The 14,747-nt window shown below is 44.7% G+C and carries 14 protein-coding genes; 8 read left to right on the top strand and 6 right to left on the bottom strand.

Annotated features, from left to right (window positions below; translation table 11 throughout):
• Window positions 1-6 precede the first annotated feature (6 nt).
• From KDC22_RS23530 to KDC22_RS23550, 5 genes are all read right to left on the bottom strand, one after another.
• Window positions 7-897 (bottom strand): ROK family protein, encoded by an 891-nt coding sequence (locus KDC22_RS23530; RefSeq protein ID WP_211720530.1) that lies wholly within the window; start codon window positions 895-897, stop codon window positions 7-9.
• A complete protein-coding gene (locus KDC22_RS23535; RefSeq protein ID WP_211720531.1) occupies window positions 878-2,428 on the bottom strand; it encodes a glycoside hydrolase family 32 protein in 1,551 nt (516 codons plus the stop codon). The genes KDC22_RS23530 and KDC22_RS23535 overlap by 20 nt, the downstream gene beginning before the upstream one ends.
• Before the next feature lie 102 nt (window positions 2,429-2,530).
• The gene (locus tag KDC22_RS23540) at window positions 2,531-4,120 is read right to left on the bottom strand and encodes an ABC transporter substrate-binding protein (protein WP_211720532.1); all 1,590 of its coding nucleotides are present in this window, start codon (window positions 4,118-4,120) and stop codon (window positions 2,531-2,533) included.
• Window positions 4,121-4,169: 49 nt separating this feature from the next.
• On the bottom strand, window positions 4,170-5,054 hold the full coding sequence (locus KDC22_RS23545; RefSeq protein ID WP_173128009.1) for a carbohydrate ABC transporter permease: 885 nt from the start codon (window positions 5,052-5,054) through the stop codon (window positions 4,170-4,172).
• Between the two features lie 14 nt (window positions 5,055-5,068).
• Entirely contained in the window at window positions 5,069-6,058 is a 990-nt protein-coding gene (locus tag KDC22_RS23550; RefSeq protein ID WP_173128012.1) for an ABC transporter permease, read from the bottom strand.
• A gap of 436 nt (window positions 6,059-6,494) precedes the next feature.
• On the opposite strand from KDC22_RS23550, the gene KDC22_RS23555 reads away from it, so the two are divergent.
• On the top strand, window positions 6,495-7,532 hold the full coding sequence (locus tag KDC22_RS23555; protein WP_211720533.1) for a LacI family DNA-binding transcriptional regulator: 1,038 nt from the start codon (window positions 6,495-6,497) through the stop codon (window positions 7,530-7,532).
• A gap of 205 nt (window positions 7,533-7,737) precedes the next feature.
• On the opposite strand, the gene KDC22_RS23560 is transcribed toward KDC22_RS23555, so the two are convergent.
• On the bottom strand, window positions 7,738-8,283 hold the full coding sequence (locus tag KDC22_RS23560) for a TetR/AcrR family transcriptional regulator (protein WP_211720534.1): 546 nt from the start codon (window positions 8,281-8,283) through the stop codon (window positions 7,738-7,740).
• A 180-nt stretch (window positions 8,284-8,463) separates the two neighbouring features.
• Here KDC22_RS23560 and KDC22_RS23565 point away from each other — a divergent pair, with 180 nt between their 5' ends.
• The 7 genes from KDC22_RS23565 to KDC22_RS23595 all read left to right on the top strand — a co-directional run bounded on the left by KDC22_RS23565 (window position 8,464) and on the right by KDC22_RS23595 (window position 14,719).
• On the top strand, window positions 8,464-9,375 hold the full coding sequence (locus tag KDC22_RS23565) for an alpha/beta hydrolase (protein WP_246552914.1): 912 nt from the start codon (window positions 8,464-8,466) through the stop codon (window positions 9,373-9,375).
• Between the two features lie 350 nt (window positions 9,376-9,725).
• Window positions 9,726-10,214, top strand: a complete 489-nt coding sequence (locus tag KDC22_RS23570) for an NAD(P)-dependent oxidoreductase (protein WP_211720536.1) — start codon at window positions 9,726-9,728, stop codon at window positions 10,212-10,214.
• Entirely contained in the window at window positions 10,171-11,334 is a 1,164-nt protein-coding gene (locus KDC22_RS23575) for an MBL fold metallo-hydrolase (protein WP_211720537.1), read from the top strand. Before KDC22_RS23570 ends, KDC22_RS23575 begins: the two co-directional genes overlap by 44 nt.
• 87 nt (window positions 11,335-11,421) lie before the next feature.
• Window positions 11,422-11,619: an oxidoreductase gene (locus tag KDC22_RS23580; RefSeq protein WP_246552916.1), complete on the top strand. Its 198-nt coding sequence runs from the start codon at window positions 11,422-11,424 to the stop codon at window positions 11,617-11,619.
• 850 nt (window positions 11,620-12,469) lie between these two features.
• The gene (locus KDC22_RS23585; RefSeq protein ID WP_211720538.1) at window positions 12,470-13,261 is read left to right on the top strand and encodes a ParA family protein; all 792 of its coding nucleotides are present in this window, start codon (window positions 12,470-12,472) and stop codon (window positions 13,259-13,261) included.
• Complete coding sequence (locus KDC22_RS23590) at window positions 13,251-14,291, top strand: ParB N-terminal domain-containing protein (protein ID WP_211720539.1); 1,041 nt, start codon at window positions 13,251-13,253, stop codon at window positions 14,289-14,291. Before KDC22_RS23585 ends, KDC22_RS23590 begins: the two co-directional genes overlap by 11 nt.
• Entirely contained in the window at window positions 14,291-14,719 is a 429-nt protein-coding gene (locus KDC22_RS23595; RefSeq protein ID WP_211720540.1) for a DUF6075 family protein, read from the top strand. The genes KDC22_RS23590 and KDC22_RS23595 overlap by 1 nt, the downstream gene beginning before the upstream one ends.
• Window positions 14,720-14,747 lie beyond the last annotated feature (28 nt).

Here is a 14,747-nt window from a genome sequence, read left to right on the forward strand (position 1 = left end):
CAACTACTAACCCACATTTGTACCTGAATCCAATGCTCTTACTCCCAGCGCTAAGGACCCACACAAGCCAGCATTATCGCCGAGCTTAGGGGCGACAATATAATGTTCGATATCCGATACAATAGGCTGGGCACTCACGTATCCATTGAGAATACTGCCCACCTGCGCCCGGATCATCGGGAATAACTGAGCTTGCTTCATCACGCCCCCGCCGAGAATGACTTTCTTAGGGGATAACGTCAGGATCACATTCGATATGGCCTGCGCGATGTAGAACGCCTCCATCTCCCATGCCGGGTGGTCTTCCGGCAGTGTATCACCCTTTGCCTTCCATCTTGCTTCCAGCGCCGGGCCGGCGGCCATGCCTTCCAGACAATCGCCATGATAGGGACAATTGCCACCAAAGTCATCGTTCGGATGCCGCCTTGTGAGGATATGTCCACCCTCTGGATGAACAAGTCCATGTACCAGGTTCCCCTCGGTATAGACGCCGACTCCTACGCCAGTCCCGATCGTATAGTAGACGCAGCTATCCAATCCTTGTGCTGCACCCCATGTGGCTTCGCCCAACGCGGCAGCATTGACGTCCGTATCCCAGCCGACCGGAACATCGAAGACCGATTTCAGCGTACCCACGAAATTATATCCGGACCAGCCGGGTTTTGGCGTTGTCGTCACATAACCGTAAGTCGGACTGGATTGTTCGAGGTCGATCGGACCAAATGATCCGATTCCTATGCTATCGACTCTCTTATCGCGGAAGTAGGCGATGACATTCTCCATCGTCTCTTCGGGTCGACGCGTCGGAAAATGAACCCGATCTTCAATCTCCCCTAATTCATTCCCGACACCACAGACAAACTTGGTTCCGCCTGCTTCAATTGCCCCGATACGCATGTGCTTCCTCCTTGACCTCATCTCTCCATATGCTTCCCAGCTCGTTGATCTGGAGCGACACCAGCTTTACGTTTCCGCCTACCGCGTAGAGCTCAAGTCCGTTGCTTGCGGCAGCGGGGAAAATCATGTCCGAGATGACCGCGGTACCCTCACCACCGAACACTTCAATCGAAGACCAATCCAAGAAGATGGACATGCGTATACGGTTATTCACAGGCGTCAGCGGTGCCTGGTGCTTAGCTGCGAAGTCTGGATGGAAATTCGTAGTGCCTGAATTCGTGCGGTCGACAAACAACTCCATGTTAAGGGTATCGTACCCGACCACCGTTTCTTCATCTGCAGACTTTCTAACCTTCATTCCGAACTCCGTTGCAGTTCCAATTTCGAATTCCGCGATCAATTCCGCTCTATCAGTGGTGATGTCCGCCAGCGGATTCGTATCCGGAACCAAGGTTACATTCTCCAGAGCCATAAGCGGTGAACCTATCTTGCTCAATTCTTCTACCGGTTCTTGTACCAGACGAAGGCCTTCCCGATAGGTTCTCAACTTCAGCTCCCGTGGAATGGATGCATTTCCCCGCCACTTGTCAGTCGGAAGCGTCCCGGCATACCGCCAGTTGTTCATCCAGCCGATCCAGAGCTTGCGTCCGTCTCCTTCCGGTATATCGCTCCAGGTGACGGCTGCATAGAAATCGGACCCGAAATCAATCCATTTCACATCATGAACCGAAAGAATAGGCTCGTCCGGTGTAAATGTCTTACCATCGAAGCTGCCGACGAAGTACATCATACCGGAGCCGCCTGCCGGTGGTTCAGGCTCGTTCGGGTTCACTCCATTACAATCGCCTACACTTAGAATGAGCACCCACTTCTTCTGATTGGGATCACCATCGACATGAATCGAGAATAGATCCGGACATTCATAAACGCCGCGATGTGTTCCGATGACGTCAGCGCCAAATGCACTAGCAAATACCCATTCCTTCAAATTCGGAGAAGTGTAGAACTCCACACGATCTTGAACAGCCAGAGTCATAATCCAACTGGATGTATCCTCATGCCAGAATACCTTCGGATCGCGGAAATCAAGCGTCGTCTCCGGAAACAGGACCGGGTTCCCTTCATATTTCGTCCAAGTCCGTCCCTTGTCTCTGCTGTAGGCGATGCTTTGAACCTGCGGCTTACCTGGCTGCACCTTGTTGTCGTTATTCGTGTAGATCGCCACAAGCCCTGAGCCATCCTCATCAAAAAAACCACTAGTGTTATGTGTATCGACTACCGCGCTTCCAGAGAAAATCGCACCGTCATCACCTGGCGGCAAGGATGCTTCAAGCTCCTCCCAATGGACCAGATCGGTGCTTACCGCGTGCCCCCAATGCATTCTACCGAAATCAGGTTGGCTTGCGAACGGAGTGTGCTGATAAAATAGATGGTACTCATTCTCGTAATATACCATTCCGTTCGGATCGTTCATCCAGTTCTTTTGTGGCGAATAATGATACTGCGGACGGAACTTCTCTGTATAATTCATGTTTCTCCCACTCCTCCAGAATAATAATAATAATAGTAGTCAGAGTATGGCCTGTTACAGCATGAACTCACGCTCCGACGGTACGCATTATAATGTAACTTGCTATTTCCCCGCTCTGTCGTAACCTGTTTGTTTGATTTTCAGCCAATCCTGCATGCCGAGACGATCAAGCTCTTTGATGAATGCGTCCCACTCTTTGTCCACGTTCGCGCCTTGCATCCATTCCGTACGTTTCTTCAGAATATATGGCCACAGGTCGGCTTCGGTTTGGGTCAGGCGCTCTGATTCCTCTTTGGAGAAAAATACTCTCGGATACATATGCTCAGCTTTCATATCCGGCACATAGATCTTCTTCAAAATATCAATGCGATAGGCCGCATCGTCCGGCATCGTTGTTACCTTACCGTAATAGGAATCGAGAATAGCTAACGGTCCGCCAGCGCTTGTTTTGACGCGCAGCTCGTTCGGTGAAGCACCGTTCAGCGGCAAGTGCTTCAGCATTTTAGTAGCTTCGTCCATTTCAAAAATATTCTGCTGCGTTTCGTCGCCATAAGTTCCCCAATTGTTCTGTACAGACTGGGACGGATCATACATTGCGTCTATCCATTTAATCGTCGCTTCGATGTTCTTGTTATCGGCTGTGAGCACCATTCTGCCGCGGTCAAATCCCATACCGTTCGCACGGGCTACATTCTTCCAGCCGTTCGGCCCTTCCAGTGCCGGCATCGCTTCAAACGGACTGTCCATGCCGCTCACATTCGCCTTGTCCCAAGTGAAGTACAAACCGTAGCGGTCATCTTTGGCTTTGGCTATAAATTTGTTCCAGTCTTGGGTAATGAATTCCGGATCGATCAGACCCGCTGCGTACAGCTCCTGAAAGTACTTCATACCTTCCTTATAGCCCGGCGCCAATACAGCATTGTTCACCTTGCCGTCATTGTCGACCAGCGTCAGATCCCCGTTAAAGCCAGCTCCGAAGGAACCGAGAAGGAAACTTAAATCCTCGTTACCCCCGTCATCATTAATAAAGGAAACCGGAATCTCGTCGGCTTTGCCATTGCCATTCGGATCCTTCGTTTTGAACGCGATCAACACTTGTTTCAGTTCTTCCGTCGTCTTTGGCATTTGCAGGCCCAGCTTATCCAGCCATGCCTTGTTAATCCACGGAATATTGTTGACAGAGTGAATACTCTCCTTGCCTTCACCAAGCTCCTCAATCCAAGGGAATGCGAGGATGTGCCCGTCCGGTGAAGTCATCATACCTTTGTATTGGGGTGCCTGCTCCAGCACCTTACTGAGGTTCGGCATTTTCTCAGGCGTAATGTATTCCTCAACAGGAATGATGGTGCCGTCATTGGCCAATTTCAACAAATCGAAATCACTCAGGCCGGCGTTGAAAAGCGCATCTGGAAGCTCACCTGTGGCCAAAGCCAGATTCCGCTTCTCGACGTACACATCTTCCGAATAGACTTTCCAGTCGATATGAATGCCGGTCTTTTCTTCCAGGCGTTTGAAGATCAGCTTCTCATTCGGGTCTTGAGGAGCAAGCGGTGAGTTCGGCGTCATGAAGGTTAGGGTTTGATCACCGGAATCCCCCTTTTCTTTGTCGCTTCCTTTATCGCTGCTGCATCCCGTAATTGCCATAACAGCCGTCAGAGAAATAATGGATACTGTTTTCTTAATATGTTTCATACTAATTCTCCCCTTTTAAATGTCTTCATTTAAAATAACTGTAGGCTCTCTACTTGAGGGAACCGACCATGACACCTTTTTCGAAGTATTTCTGGAAGAAAGGATACATTACAAGAAGCGGAAGACTGGAGACTACGATGGCTGCATACTTCATCAATTCAGACAATCGCGCTAACTCAGCCTGTTCCTTAATAGAAGAGACAATATTCGGATCAACCTTGTTCAGAATCAGAATACGCCGAAGTACGAGCTGCAGCGGATATTTGTCTTGATTCTCCAAGTAGATCAGAGATTGAAAGAAATCGTTCCAGTGTCCCACGAAAGCATATAACGCAAGGACAAACACGATAGGCTTGGAAAGCGGTATGATAATGCTAAAGAAGATTGTGAAATCCGAGGCACCGTCAATCTTAGCCGCTTCATTCATTTCCTTGGGCAAGCCCCGGAAGAACGTCCGGGCCAGAATAATGTTCCACACGCTCACTGCACCCGGGATCACTAGCGCCCAGATGGTATCAAGCATGCCCAGACTCTTCACCACGAGATAAGTCGGGATCAGACCACCGCCAAAGAACATGGTGATAATGAAAAGCGTCATAATTACTTTTCTTCCTACGAAGTCGTCGAGCGCCAATGGATATCCTGCAAAGACGCAGACAGAAACCGTTATCACTGTGAAAACGGAGGAATACAGCAACGCGTTCAGAAATCCCCCAATGATTTTGTCATCCGATAAAATCATTCGATATCCCTCAAGGCTATAATCTGAGAAGTCGAAGGATAACCCCTTATTCAGAAGTGCCGTCGGTTCCATGAACGAAGCCACGACCATATAAATCAGCGGACCAATAATCGCTACAACGAGGAGAACTAGCAGGGTGAAGATAACACCGAGCACGACCTTGTCCATCTTAGTTGGTTTAATACTGTCCATGATGATCTCCTTTCCTATACAATTCCATCGCCATCGTTAACCCGTTTCACGATAAAATTCACCGTAAACAGCATAATGAGGTTAATGACGGTATTAAACAATTCCACGGCAGCGGAGAACGAATAGTTCGCCTGCTGGAAGCCGATCCGGTAGACATAAGTACTGATTACATCCGATTTCTCCATGTTCATCTCGTTCCACATCAGAATGGCTTTGTCACCGCCGCCGGCCATAATGCCGCCTGCCGCGAGAATGATCATAATCGCAATAACCGGCCTGATCGTTGGTAAATCTATATGGCGTATACGCTGAAGCAGGCTTGCACCGTCAAGTGTCGCCGCATTGTGCAGCTCCGGATCCACATTGGCCAATGCAGCCACATAGATAATGGACGCCCATCCAGCCCCCTGCCAGATTCCGGAGAGGATATACATCGGACGGAAATATTCCGGTTCTGACATGAACGAGAGCGGCATCCCGCCAAAGGCCACCACTAATTTATTGACCGGGCCTGTTGGAGAGAATAAGACAAAGAGCATACCTACAACAACAACAACAGAAATGAAGTTCGGCGCATATAAGAACAATTGAATGTTCTTTTTCATCGCGGCCTTGCGTACCTGATTCAACATTAATGCCAGAATAATCGGCACCGGGAATCCCAGTAAAAGACCGTAAATGTTCAACTGAAGTGTATTGAATAACAATTGCTCAAAATTGGGTGCATTAAAGAATCGTTCGAAGTGATGAAACCCAACCCAGTCACTCCCCAAAATACCCTTGCGAAAGCTGTAGTCTTTAAAAGCGATCAAAACACCATACATAGGAAGATATTTAAAAATAATAGTCAATACGACTGCGGGAAGCACAAAAAGGTAAAGCCAATAGTTGTTCTTGATATACCTGAGTTTCTCCATAAGTCCTATGCGATTCCGGGCTTCCGGTCTTTTATTTTGTGTAATTCCAGAAGTTTGTTGCAACTTCTCCTCCCCCTCAATACTCATTTGCAAAACATAAATGTGATTTTGGATACTTCTCGCGCGAAAGTAAGTGCTTCCATAAGTCACTGTCAACGGCTTAGCAAATTCAATTTACAACATCGCGATTACTTCGTCAAGACTTTTTATGAATACAAAAGTAAACATATGCACATAACAAAAACACCATTTCATTTTAATAACGTAAAATTAATTGTTTTTTCTACATAAAAAAACAAAATAATAGTTTTATATTACGAAAAATCCATAACCGGGTGAATGCACACCGTCCATTTTACTTGTGCATTTGTTTACTTTTGAACAAAATGCAAACCACATTAATCTTTCTTTTCACTTTTTATCTAATTGTTCATTTGTAACAATTAAGTTGACAATTACATTATTTTATACTACGATTATTGTGGTTGAGAACGCATCACTTCTGCTAAAGGAGCCATTATCTTTGAACAAAGAAAAAGTAACCATTCAAGATATAGCCGATTCGCTTGGACTTTCTAGAAATACTGTATCCAAAGCATTAAATAATAATCCCTCTATACCGGATGACACACGCAGCAAAGTGGTTAGGAAAGCTATTGATATGAATTACAAGCAGTTCGCCTTGTTCGAACAAGAAGGCACTTCTGCCAAAAAAACCGGCAATATCGCCCTGCTTACTGCAAATATGCCGAACAATTCACATTTTGGCACGTCACTGCTAAGCGGCCTCGAACAAAAAATCAGCTCCGAAGGCTTCAATTTGTCGATACATATCGTTCGGGAGAATGAACTCGATTCGTCGGCTCTTCCTGTCAATTTCGACAAAAGTAAAGTAGATGGCATTGTCTGTATCGAATTGTTCGACAAGAGGTACTCAGAGTTTATTACGTCATTCGGGATCCCGACATTATTCATTGACGCTTCAGCCGAACTGACGTTTTCAGAGATGAAGGCAGATCTGCTGCTGATGGAGAACATTCACAGTACTTTCAGTCTAACGAAGAAGCTCATTGATGAAGGAATTACGGAGATCGGGTTCATCGGCGATTCCCGCCATTGCATGAGCTTCAACGAGCGTTGGGACGGGTTCACCAAAGCCATGTATACCGCCCGGATTGATCTTGATGAATCCTTCTGCATTCTTGAAAACGACCGGTATATCGCTGACTATAAGTGGCTTAAGCAGCGACTAGCGAGCATGACTAATCTTCCACCCGCGTTCGTATGCGCCAATGACTACATCGCGATTAATGCTATTCGTATCTTAAAGGACCTAAATATCCAAATTCCGGGTGAGGTTAGGGTCTGCGGATTCGATAATTCCCCAGAGTCGCGAATCGTCGAACCCCACTTGACCACCGTTCATATCCACCGGTCCGAAATGGGCTTCCTTGCCGCCGAGATGCTTCTGTCCAAAATCGAAAATCCCAACAGACCTCCACTGGTTACGCATGTGAAGACGATGCCGGTTTTCCGGCAATCGACGGGTGATGTGGAGTAGGCAACAGAACGATGGCGTGGGATATGCAGAAGAGGAGTATTGAACTTGTTGGGACATATTCTTTGCCAATTACGGCAAGGAACCTGTTATTCCACGATCTTTGGTTTGTAAGACAAATAAGGGTTCCAGCTCAAATGAGCTGGAACCCTTATTGTTGTAATGCTGAGGACGAAGGTTGAATTCGTATGGTACTTACATACCACGATTATAGATTCCTCTCTAATAATATCCCCAGTTGTTTTGCCAAGACCTGATGCGGGATAGGTCTTCCATTCGTAAACCACCATTCCACGACTCCTACTTGAGCTGATGCAACAAATAATACAATAACATCTTCATTTAATCCCTGGTTTTTGCCTTTGGTTACGTCTGCTTCTTTCTTCAACTCTTCGATTAGGAAGTCAAGGAATCGATTACGAAAATAAGGGGCTCCTTTACTCGTTAACATCAACGAAAAGAATGAATAATTATTTTCAAAGTATTCGGTCCAGATCAAAGTCGCTTCTACAAAATCCAAATCAGATGCGAATTCGCAGAGTTCCCTTAGTTCGTTAAAATGTTTTTCAGTAAGCTTATCCAGTAGATCATATTTATCCAAGTAATGATGGTAAACTGTTCTTCGACCAACATTTGCCCTGTCAGAGATATCTTGTATCGTAATTTGATCAAAATTCTTTTCAGACATTAGTTCAATAAAAGCCTTATTTATTGCTTTTAGAGATTTGAGTATTCTTCTATCCACTATAGACATTGTGAGAGTCACCAAACTTTCTTAGGAATAATTGCACAATTTTAATCAACTTGTGCAATAGGGCACAAACGGTGTTCATTTGATTATTGTAGACATCCTAGTTTCATTTTATATTGTATACCTAAGTGCGATATCGCATCAATGTGCATTTATAATAAAAATCAAAAAGGAGAAAAAATAATGAAAAAATCAGTAACATTTAATAACGGTAATTTAACAATGGCAGGAGATCTGTATTTGCCAGACGGATTCGATGAACATAAAAAATATCCTACGGTTGTTAGCGTTCATCCCGGCGGAGGAGTAAAGGAACAGACTGCTGGGTTGTATGCACAGAAACTCTCCAAGCAGGGATTTGTTGCATTATCCTTTGATGCGTCGCATCAGGGAGAGAGCGAGGGTGAGCCGCGTTTACTCGAAGACCCGATTGCCAGAGTGGAAGATGTGCGTTGTGCAGTAGATTATCTGTCTACACTTCCATTTGTAGATGAAGAAAAGATTGGAGCCCTTGGTATTTGTGCCGGTGGCGGTTATGCTATAACTGCAGCACAAGCCGAACGTCGTATCAAAGCAGTAGCAGGAGTCAGTGCAATTGATATAGGTGCTATGTTCCGAGGAGAAGGTACAGGAGGTACCGTTTCATCACAATTGCAAACACTTGAGGCGGTTGCTAAGCAGCGTACTGCAGAAGCAAATGGAGCAGAGGCTATGTTCCTTACTTATGTACCTGATTCGCCTGAAGGATTTGATGAAAATACACCTGTGCTTATGCGTGAAGGCTATGAATACTATAGAACTCCTAGAGCACAGCATCCAAATTCTACTAATCGATTCCTATTTAGAAGCGTTGACAAAATCATGGCATTCTCGGCATTAAGCCAAATAAGTACCTTTCTAACTCAACCTCTTTTAACGATTGCAGGAACCGAGGCTGACACACGTGGTTTCAGCGAACAAGCTTATGCATTGTCGAATGGACCAAAAGAATTATTTTGGGTTGATGGTGCAACGCATATCGCCATGTATGACACGCCGGGATATGTAGCTCAGGCTGTAATCAAGTTAACAGAATTCTTTGGGAAGAATCTTTAAAAATCAATAAAGATGTGCAAATTAATACATGAAGAATAAAAATGCCCTGACAAGGGGCTTATTATAATACCTTGCAAACTTCATATCTAAAAGAGAAATAAATTAAGGGACACGTAAAAAATTTAAGTGAAATTGTAATTTTCCCCATGAAACCGGCACGTGGACTTCATGCTGGAGATGTTGTAGAAATACTTCCAAATGTTAAGTTTTTATTCTTATTAACAGGTATTATTCCAAAAAAAGTAAAAAATTGATGATTTTTATTTTCATCCATTTTTTACGTATAAAAAATTGCACAATGAAGCAAGCATTTGTAATAGAAATAAGATTTGATTGGAGAAGATCGTTTAATGAACAAAATAGAATTAAGCGAACAGAAATTTAAGGAATTATTTGGAGATGTAATTAGTTGCATAGGTCCGACCAGAAACTTTTCGTCGGGCACCGCCATGTCGGAGGCCATCTCGAACATCCTAGCAGCCTGCCAGGGCGCCGGAGTCAAGCGCTTCGTCATGCAAAGCGGCATCGGTCTTAGCGACGGAAAAGAACTTTCCGTGCTCAATCGCTGGGCCATACGCAATTCGGGCCGCATCTTCTCGAAGGCGGTCGAGGACAAGGCCATTGCGGCGAGTGCAGTGCAACGGAGCGACCTAGATTGGATCATTGTACGACTGGCCGCACTTAGCGACTTAGCCGCCACTTCGAAATATACATCAGGCCCCTCGACCCGCATCGCTCCGCTGCTGCCGCTTTCCTTCGCAGACTGCACCGACTGCCTCGTACGGGCGGCGACGAATGAGCCAACCTGGGTCAGGAAGATTGTTAACGTTGGGCGGTAATGGGGTTGTCTTAAAAGAAACGTTAGTTCTCGTTATTTTAATTTTGATATTTCTAAGTATTGTTGTTTTGAACTCTTTGCCGGTTTTTGGAGCAAGACCGACAAGGAAGAAGAAAAGCCAATTCCAACAATCCAAGAACTTCGTAAAAGGGAAGTTTAAATATCCTATTAAATCGCGTATTGATTATAGACTAAAGGTGCTACTGCCAGTACTTCTTGAAATCATGAAAGGAAATCCTGATGCGCGACCTAAAGAAAAGCTTCAAGTTCAACGGATAACAAAATCTTTACTCTCTAGAAGCATGGATAAAGCATCCGTTACATGGTTCGGACACTCTACCTCATTAATCCAGTTAGACGACCAATTATTATTGTTAGACCCGGTATTCGCGGCCTATTCCTCGCCTTTTAGATTTGGTGGTAGACGTTATAGTGAGCAAATGCCAATTGAAATCGAGGACCTTCCGGAGATTGATGTTGTACTTATATCACACGATCACTATGATCATCTTGATTATCAGTCTATCAAGAAATTAAGAAACAAAGTAAGAAAATTTCTTGTGCCTCTTGGAGTTGGCAGCCATCTTGAGAGATGGGGTATTGCTCCTGAGCGGATTGTTGAACTTGACTGGTGGGAAGAAGTTCAGTTTTATGGCCTGAAGTTCCGCTGCACACCAGCAAAGCATGGCTCGGGAAGAGGAATTTTTGGCCAAAATTTAACCTTGTGGTCTTCGTGGATCATAGAGGGAAAGCATACAAAAGTGTTTTTCGGTGGTGATAGCGGCTATGGTCCACACTTTAAAGAGATTGGTGAAAAATATGGACCATTTGATTTAACACTAATCGAAGCCGGACAATATGACAACAGAGGTTGGTGGCCATTGCATATGTTGCCTGAGGAAACAGTACAAGCTCATATTGAACTCCGGGGTAACCTATTACTTCCAATTCACTGGGGAGCATTTTCATTAGCGATCCATGACTGGAATGAACCCATTGAACGTGTTCTCACAGCTGCTCACGAAAGAAAGGTATCAGTTACTGCGCCTCGTATCGGAGAAACAGTCGAAATAAGTTTATCTAATCTACCACGAACTCCATGGTGGAGAGTTGAATCATAGCTGAACAATCGAGATTTTATACGCCAAATAAAATCATAATCAGCGCAATCTCTCGCCGCTTCAGAAAGGCCGTGCAGCACTGCTCCGGTGCCTTCTGCTCCAGACATTGAAAGAGCAAACGGTAAAGCACCTGTGATGGCTGCTGGTTCCATAATAACACCGGATGATGCTCTTAAAGCTGTTGAATTAGGTTTGCCACTAGTCGCCATTGGGCATGCGTTAATTATGGATCCTAATTGGGTTGAGAAGGTTGCAAACGGACGTGAAGCAGAGGTGGATTCTTAGCTGAACGTTTCAAAACTCGACCAGCTTAATATTCCAGAAAAACTTTGGAATGTAAATAAAGTTTAGTCTTAAAAGCTACTAAGATTGAGAACCCGAAGTCTCGTATGAGACCTTGGGTTTCTTTTGCTGATTCTATAGTGATCCGTCGGTCCCTAGTTCGGCAGGACAATTCTTGCTATTGCGGACACAGATACTGCGTATGTTTCGATCTTGAAGGCCTTTGTAGATAAGGTTCGTTAAATAACCTGAATTTAAGGCTACTGCTCCAGAGGTGATATCGAACGGACATAATTTCATTCAATACTGTTCCTCTCTTATTTTTGAAAGGCTTTAGCTCCTCAGAGTTTCAATCTTGACCCGTGTAAACTCCGCTGCACCTTGACTGACGAATAGAGCAAGCTTTTTATTCGGAGCGTACCGGAAACCTCGAACCTACACTCAAAAAAAGGCGCCGTTAGCAAAATGTTAGCAAACCATCTTAAAAACAAACAAGGGTTCCAGCTCTAATGAGCTGAAACCCTTGTTGTTCTAGTGCCGAGGACGGGGGTCGAACCCGTACGGTAGTCACCTACCGCAGGATTTTAAGTCCCAGAAGTCATTTGGACTTTAACCCCCTGCAGTGGAATATAAGGGAACCTACAATCCGCAAAAAACCTTGTAGAATCAAGGATTTTTACGGTTTTTCGTGTTTTCCCTAGAGCCACAAGGGTTACCGGCAACAATCAACAGAAAGAGCAAATTTAGCCTTTGGAGAGAACTGCGAGAGAACTCGGAGAGAAAAATGAGAGAACCAGCCCGCTCCCTACCATTGACAATATGTTCGGAGCAAACCTCCGGGGAGGTTTTTATAATGACACAAACAACCGTTATCACCATTGCTAATCAGAAAGGTGGCACAGGCAAGACTACCACCGCCTACAATCTGGCGTGCGCCTTGTCCTATGAAGATAAAAAAGTGCTGCTGGTTGATTTCGACCCACAAGGCAATCTGAGCATGTGCTTTGGAATCGAGAATCCAGATCAGCTTAAGTTTTCAATGTTCAATATTATGAACGCCCTCATGAGCGACGAATCACTGCCGGCTCCTGAAGAATACATTCATAATCATGGCAATATAGATCTCATCCCAAGCAACATAGAACTATCCGTTGCTGAGATTAATTTAAGAGATGAAATGGGTGGTGAAAAGACTCTCACCACATTATTGGAATCCATGAAGCAAAGATATGACTATATCATTATAGACACAAATCCCTCTCTTGGTCTACTAACGATAAACGCCCTTGCTGCCAGTGACAGTGTGTTAATCCCGGTAAACCCTCAACTGTGGTCAGCAACAGGCCTAACTCAGCTTCTGAAAATTATCATTAAGGTAAAGAAACGAATTAATCCGCAGATTAACATTGCAGGTATTTTAATGACCATGTGTGATACTCGAACCAATTTATATAAAGAAGCCTTTAGGTTGGTAAAAGCATATTACCAGGAAACCGTCCGCATCTTTGATGTTCAGATCCCTCTTTCCGTAAAAGTCGGAGAGGCGAATTTCTACAGTCAAAGTATTATTGAATTCAATCCTAAGTCGAAGGTAGCCACAGCTTATTGCAGTTTAGCAAAGGAGCTGATGCAAGTTGAGCAATAAGCGACCTACGCCTAAACTTTCAAGCATTGATGAGCTTTTACTTTTGTCTCAAGGACCCAACCTTACAACATCATCCCCTGAAAATTCAGGAGTCACTTCTCTTCTACTCTCCAGCCTTATTCCCTTTTATAAACATCCATTTAAGCTCTATGAGGGCAAAAAACTGGATGACCTAATCGAAAGTGTCCTAGAGAACGGTGTGCTAATTCCCGTTATAGTCCGTCCAATGGAACAAAATTCCTATGAAATTCTTTCTGGGCATAATCGCGTCAATGCCGCTAAAGCCGCGGGACTACTTTCTATCCCTTCCATTATTAAAGAACATTTGACGGAAGCAGAAGCTGTAATTATCGTGGTGGACACCAATTTCCATCAACGTTCCATTCAGGATATGTTGCCCAGTGAGCTCGCCTGTGCCCTGCAGATGCAGCTTGAAGCTTGCAAGGAGGCTAAGCAGAAGCAGAGTAAAATAACTCAGCTTGAAAACGGCGAGACCCCTTATAACACAAAGGATTCTGAGTCCACTGTCCCAGTGGGACAGCGAACTCGGAGTGTGGATGAAGTTTCCGAGAAAAACGATATGAGCCCAACCAATATCAAACGATATTTGCGCTTGAATCATCTTTTACCAGAACTCATGGAAAGAGTAGATCAAGGTGAGATCAAGCTTCGCCCGGCCGTCGATCTCTCTTATCTGAAGCGGGAAGAACAACAAATCGTGGAATCGTTAATACATGGACAGGGTTACAAAGTAGATATGAAAAAATCCGAGCTGCTTCGAGCGAAATCAGAAAATCGCATTTTCACTGAGCAAGCCGCATTAGCGATCATTTCCGGTGAGTCTAGCCGGAAGCCAAAAAGTAAGTTCCCTGCCCCATTTAAGCTAAAGCACAAAGTATATGCCAAATACTTCTCTCCTGAGAGTAAAGCCGCGGAAGTTGAGGAAATCATCGATAAAGCTTTAACCCTATATTTTTCACTCCAGTCAGTGCCTGAACAACATCCCTTAATTGAAGAGGAGGAAATTTAGTGATATTCAAAGATCTGGCTCATGAACAGTTTTATGAAGGTAATGTCATTCGTGCTGAGCGTCAACACGATCCATACCGATCCGCTCTGTTTTATCTATTAGGCCTTACAGAAGATACTCGCCGTCACATTAATGATCTTTATGATTTCAGAGAAGACAGCATTAGGCTAGAGGGCTTAAACAACGGCTGGCAGACAGGAACAACGGTCCGTCTTTCCCGCCTCGCATTTAACCTTTATTCGGGCTATACGGGAGAACATGAAGAAGAGACCCACTCTTTCAGCCCCTATCATCTATTCGATAATGGACTCATGCCATATTTCTTTGAAGGGATCAAGCTTCGCTATCCAGCTTATGCCGTAGATATCAAACGAGATTGGCTTCCCTTTGTGCCAGCCAAAGATATCTATGATGAGCTGGAACAGTAAGGCGCACATTTTATCCATTGGAAGGGAG

The organism is Paenibacillus tritici, assembly GCF_018207515.1.
GTDB classification, from domain to species: Bacteria; Bacillota; Bacilli; order Paenibacillales; family Paenibacillaceae; genus Paenibacillus_AQ; species Paenibacillus_AQ tritici.

Coding starts and splice junctions, on each gene's coding strand:
- KDC22_RS23575 (WP_211720537.1), top strand. CDS start 10,171: ATGAGCCAACCTGGGTCAGGAAGATTGTTAACGTTGGGCGGTAATGGG.
- KDC22_RS23550 (WP_173128012.1), bottom strand. CDS start 6,058: ATGAGTATTGAGGGGGAGGAGAAGTTGCAACAAACTTCTGGAATTACA.
- KDC22_RS23570 (WP_211720536.1), top strand. CDS start 9,726: ATGAACAAAATAGAATTAAGCGAACAGAAATTTAAGGAATTATTTGGA.
- KDC22_RS23540 (WP_211720532.1), bottom strand. CDS start 4,120: ATGAAACATATTAAGAAAACAGTATCCATTATTTCTCTGACGGCTGTT.
- KDC22_RS23535 (WP_211720531.1), bottom strand. CDS start 2,428: ATGAATTATACAGAGAAGTTCCGTCCGCAGTATCATTATTCGCCACAA.
- KDC22_RS23530 (WP_211720530.1), bottom strand. CDS start 897: ATGCGTATCGGGGCAATTGAAGCAGGCGGAACCAAGTTTGTCTGTGGT.
- KDC22_RS23585 (WP_211720538.1), top strand. CDS start 12,470: ATGACACAAACAACCGTTATCACCATTGCTAATCAGAAAGGTGGCACA.
- KDC22_RS23560 (WP_211720534.1), bottom strand. CDS start 8,283: ATGTCTATAGTGGATAGAAGAATACTCAAATCTCTAAAAGCAATAAAT.
- KDC22_RS23565 (WP_246552914.1), top strand. CDS start 8,464: ATGAAAAAATCAGTAACATTTAATAACGGTAATTTAACAATGGCAGGA.
- KDC22_RS23545 (WP_173128009.1), bottom strand. CDS start 5,054: ATGGACAGTATTAAACCAACTAAGATGGACAAGGTCGTGCTCGGTGTT.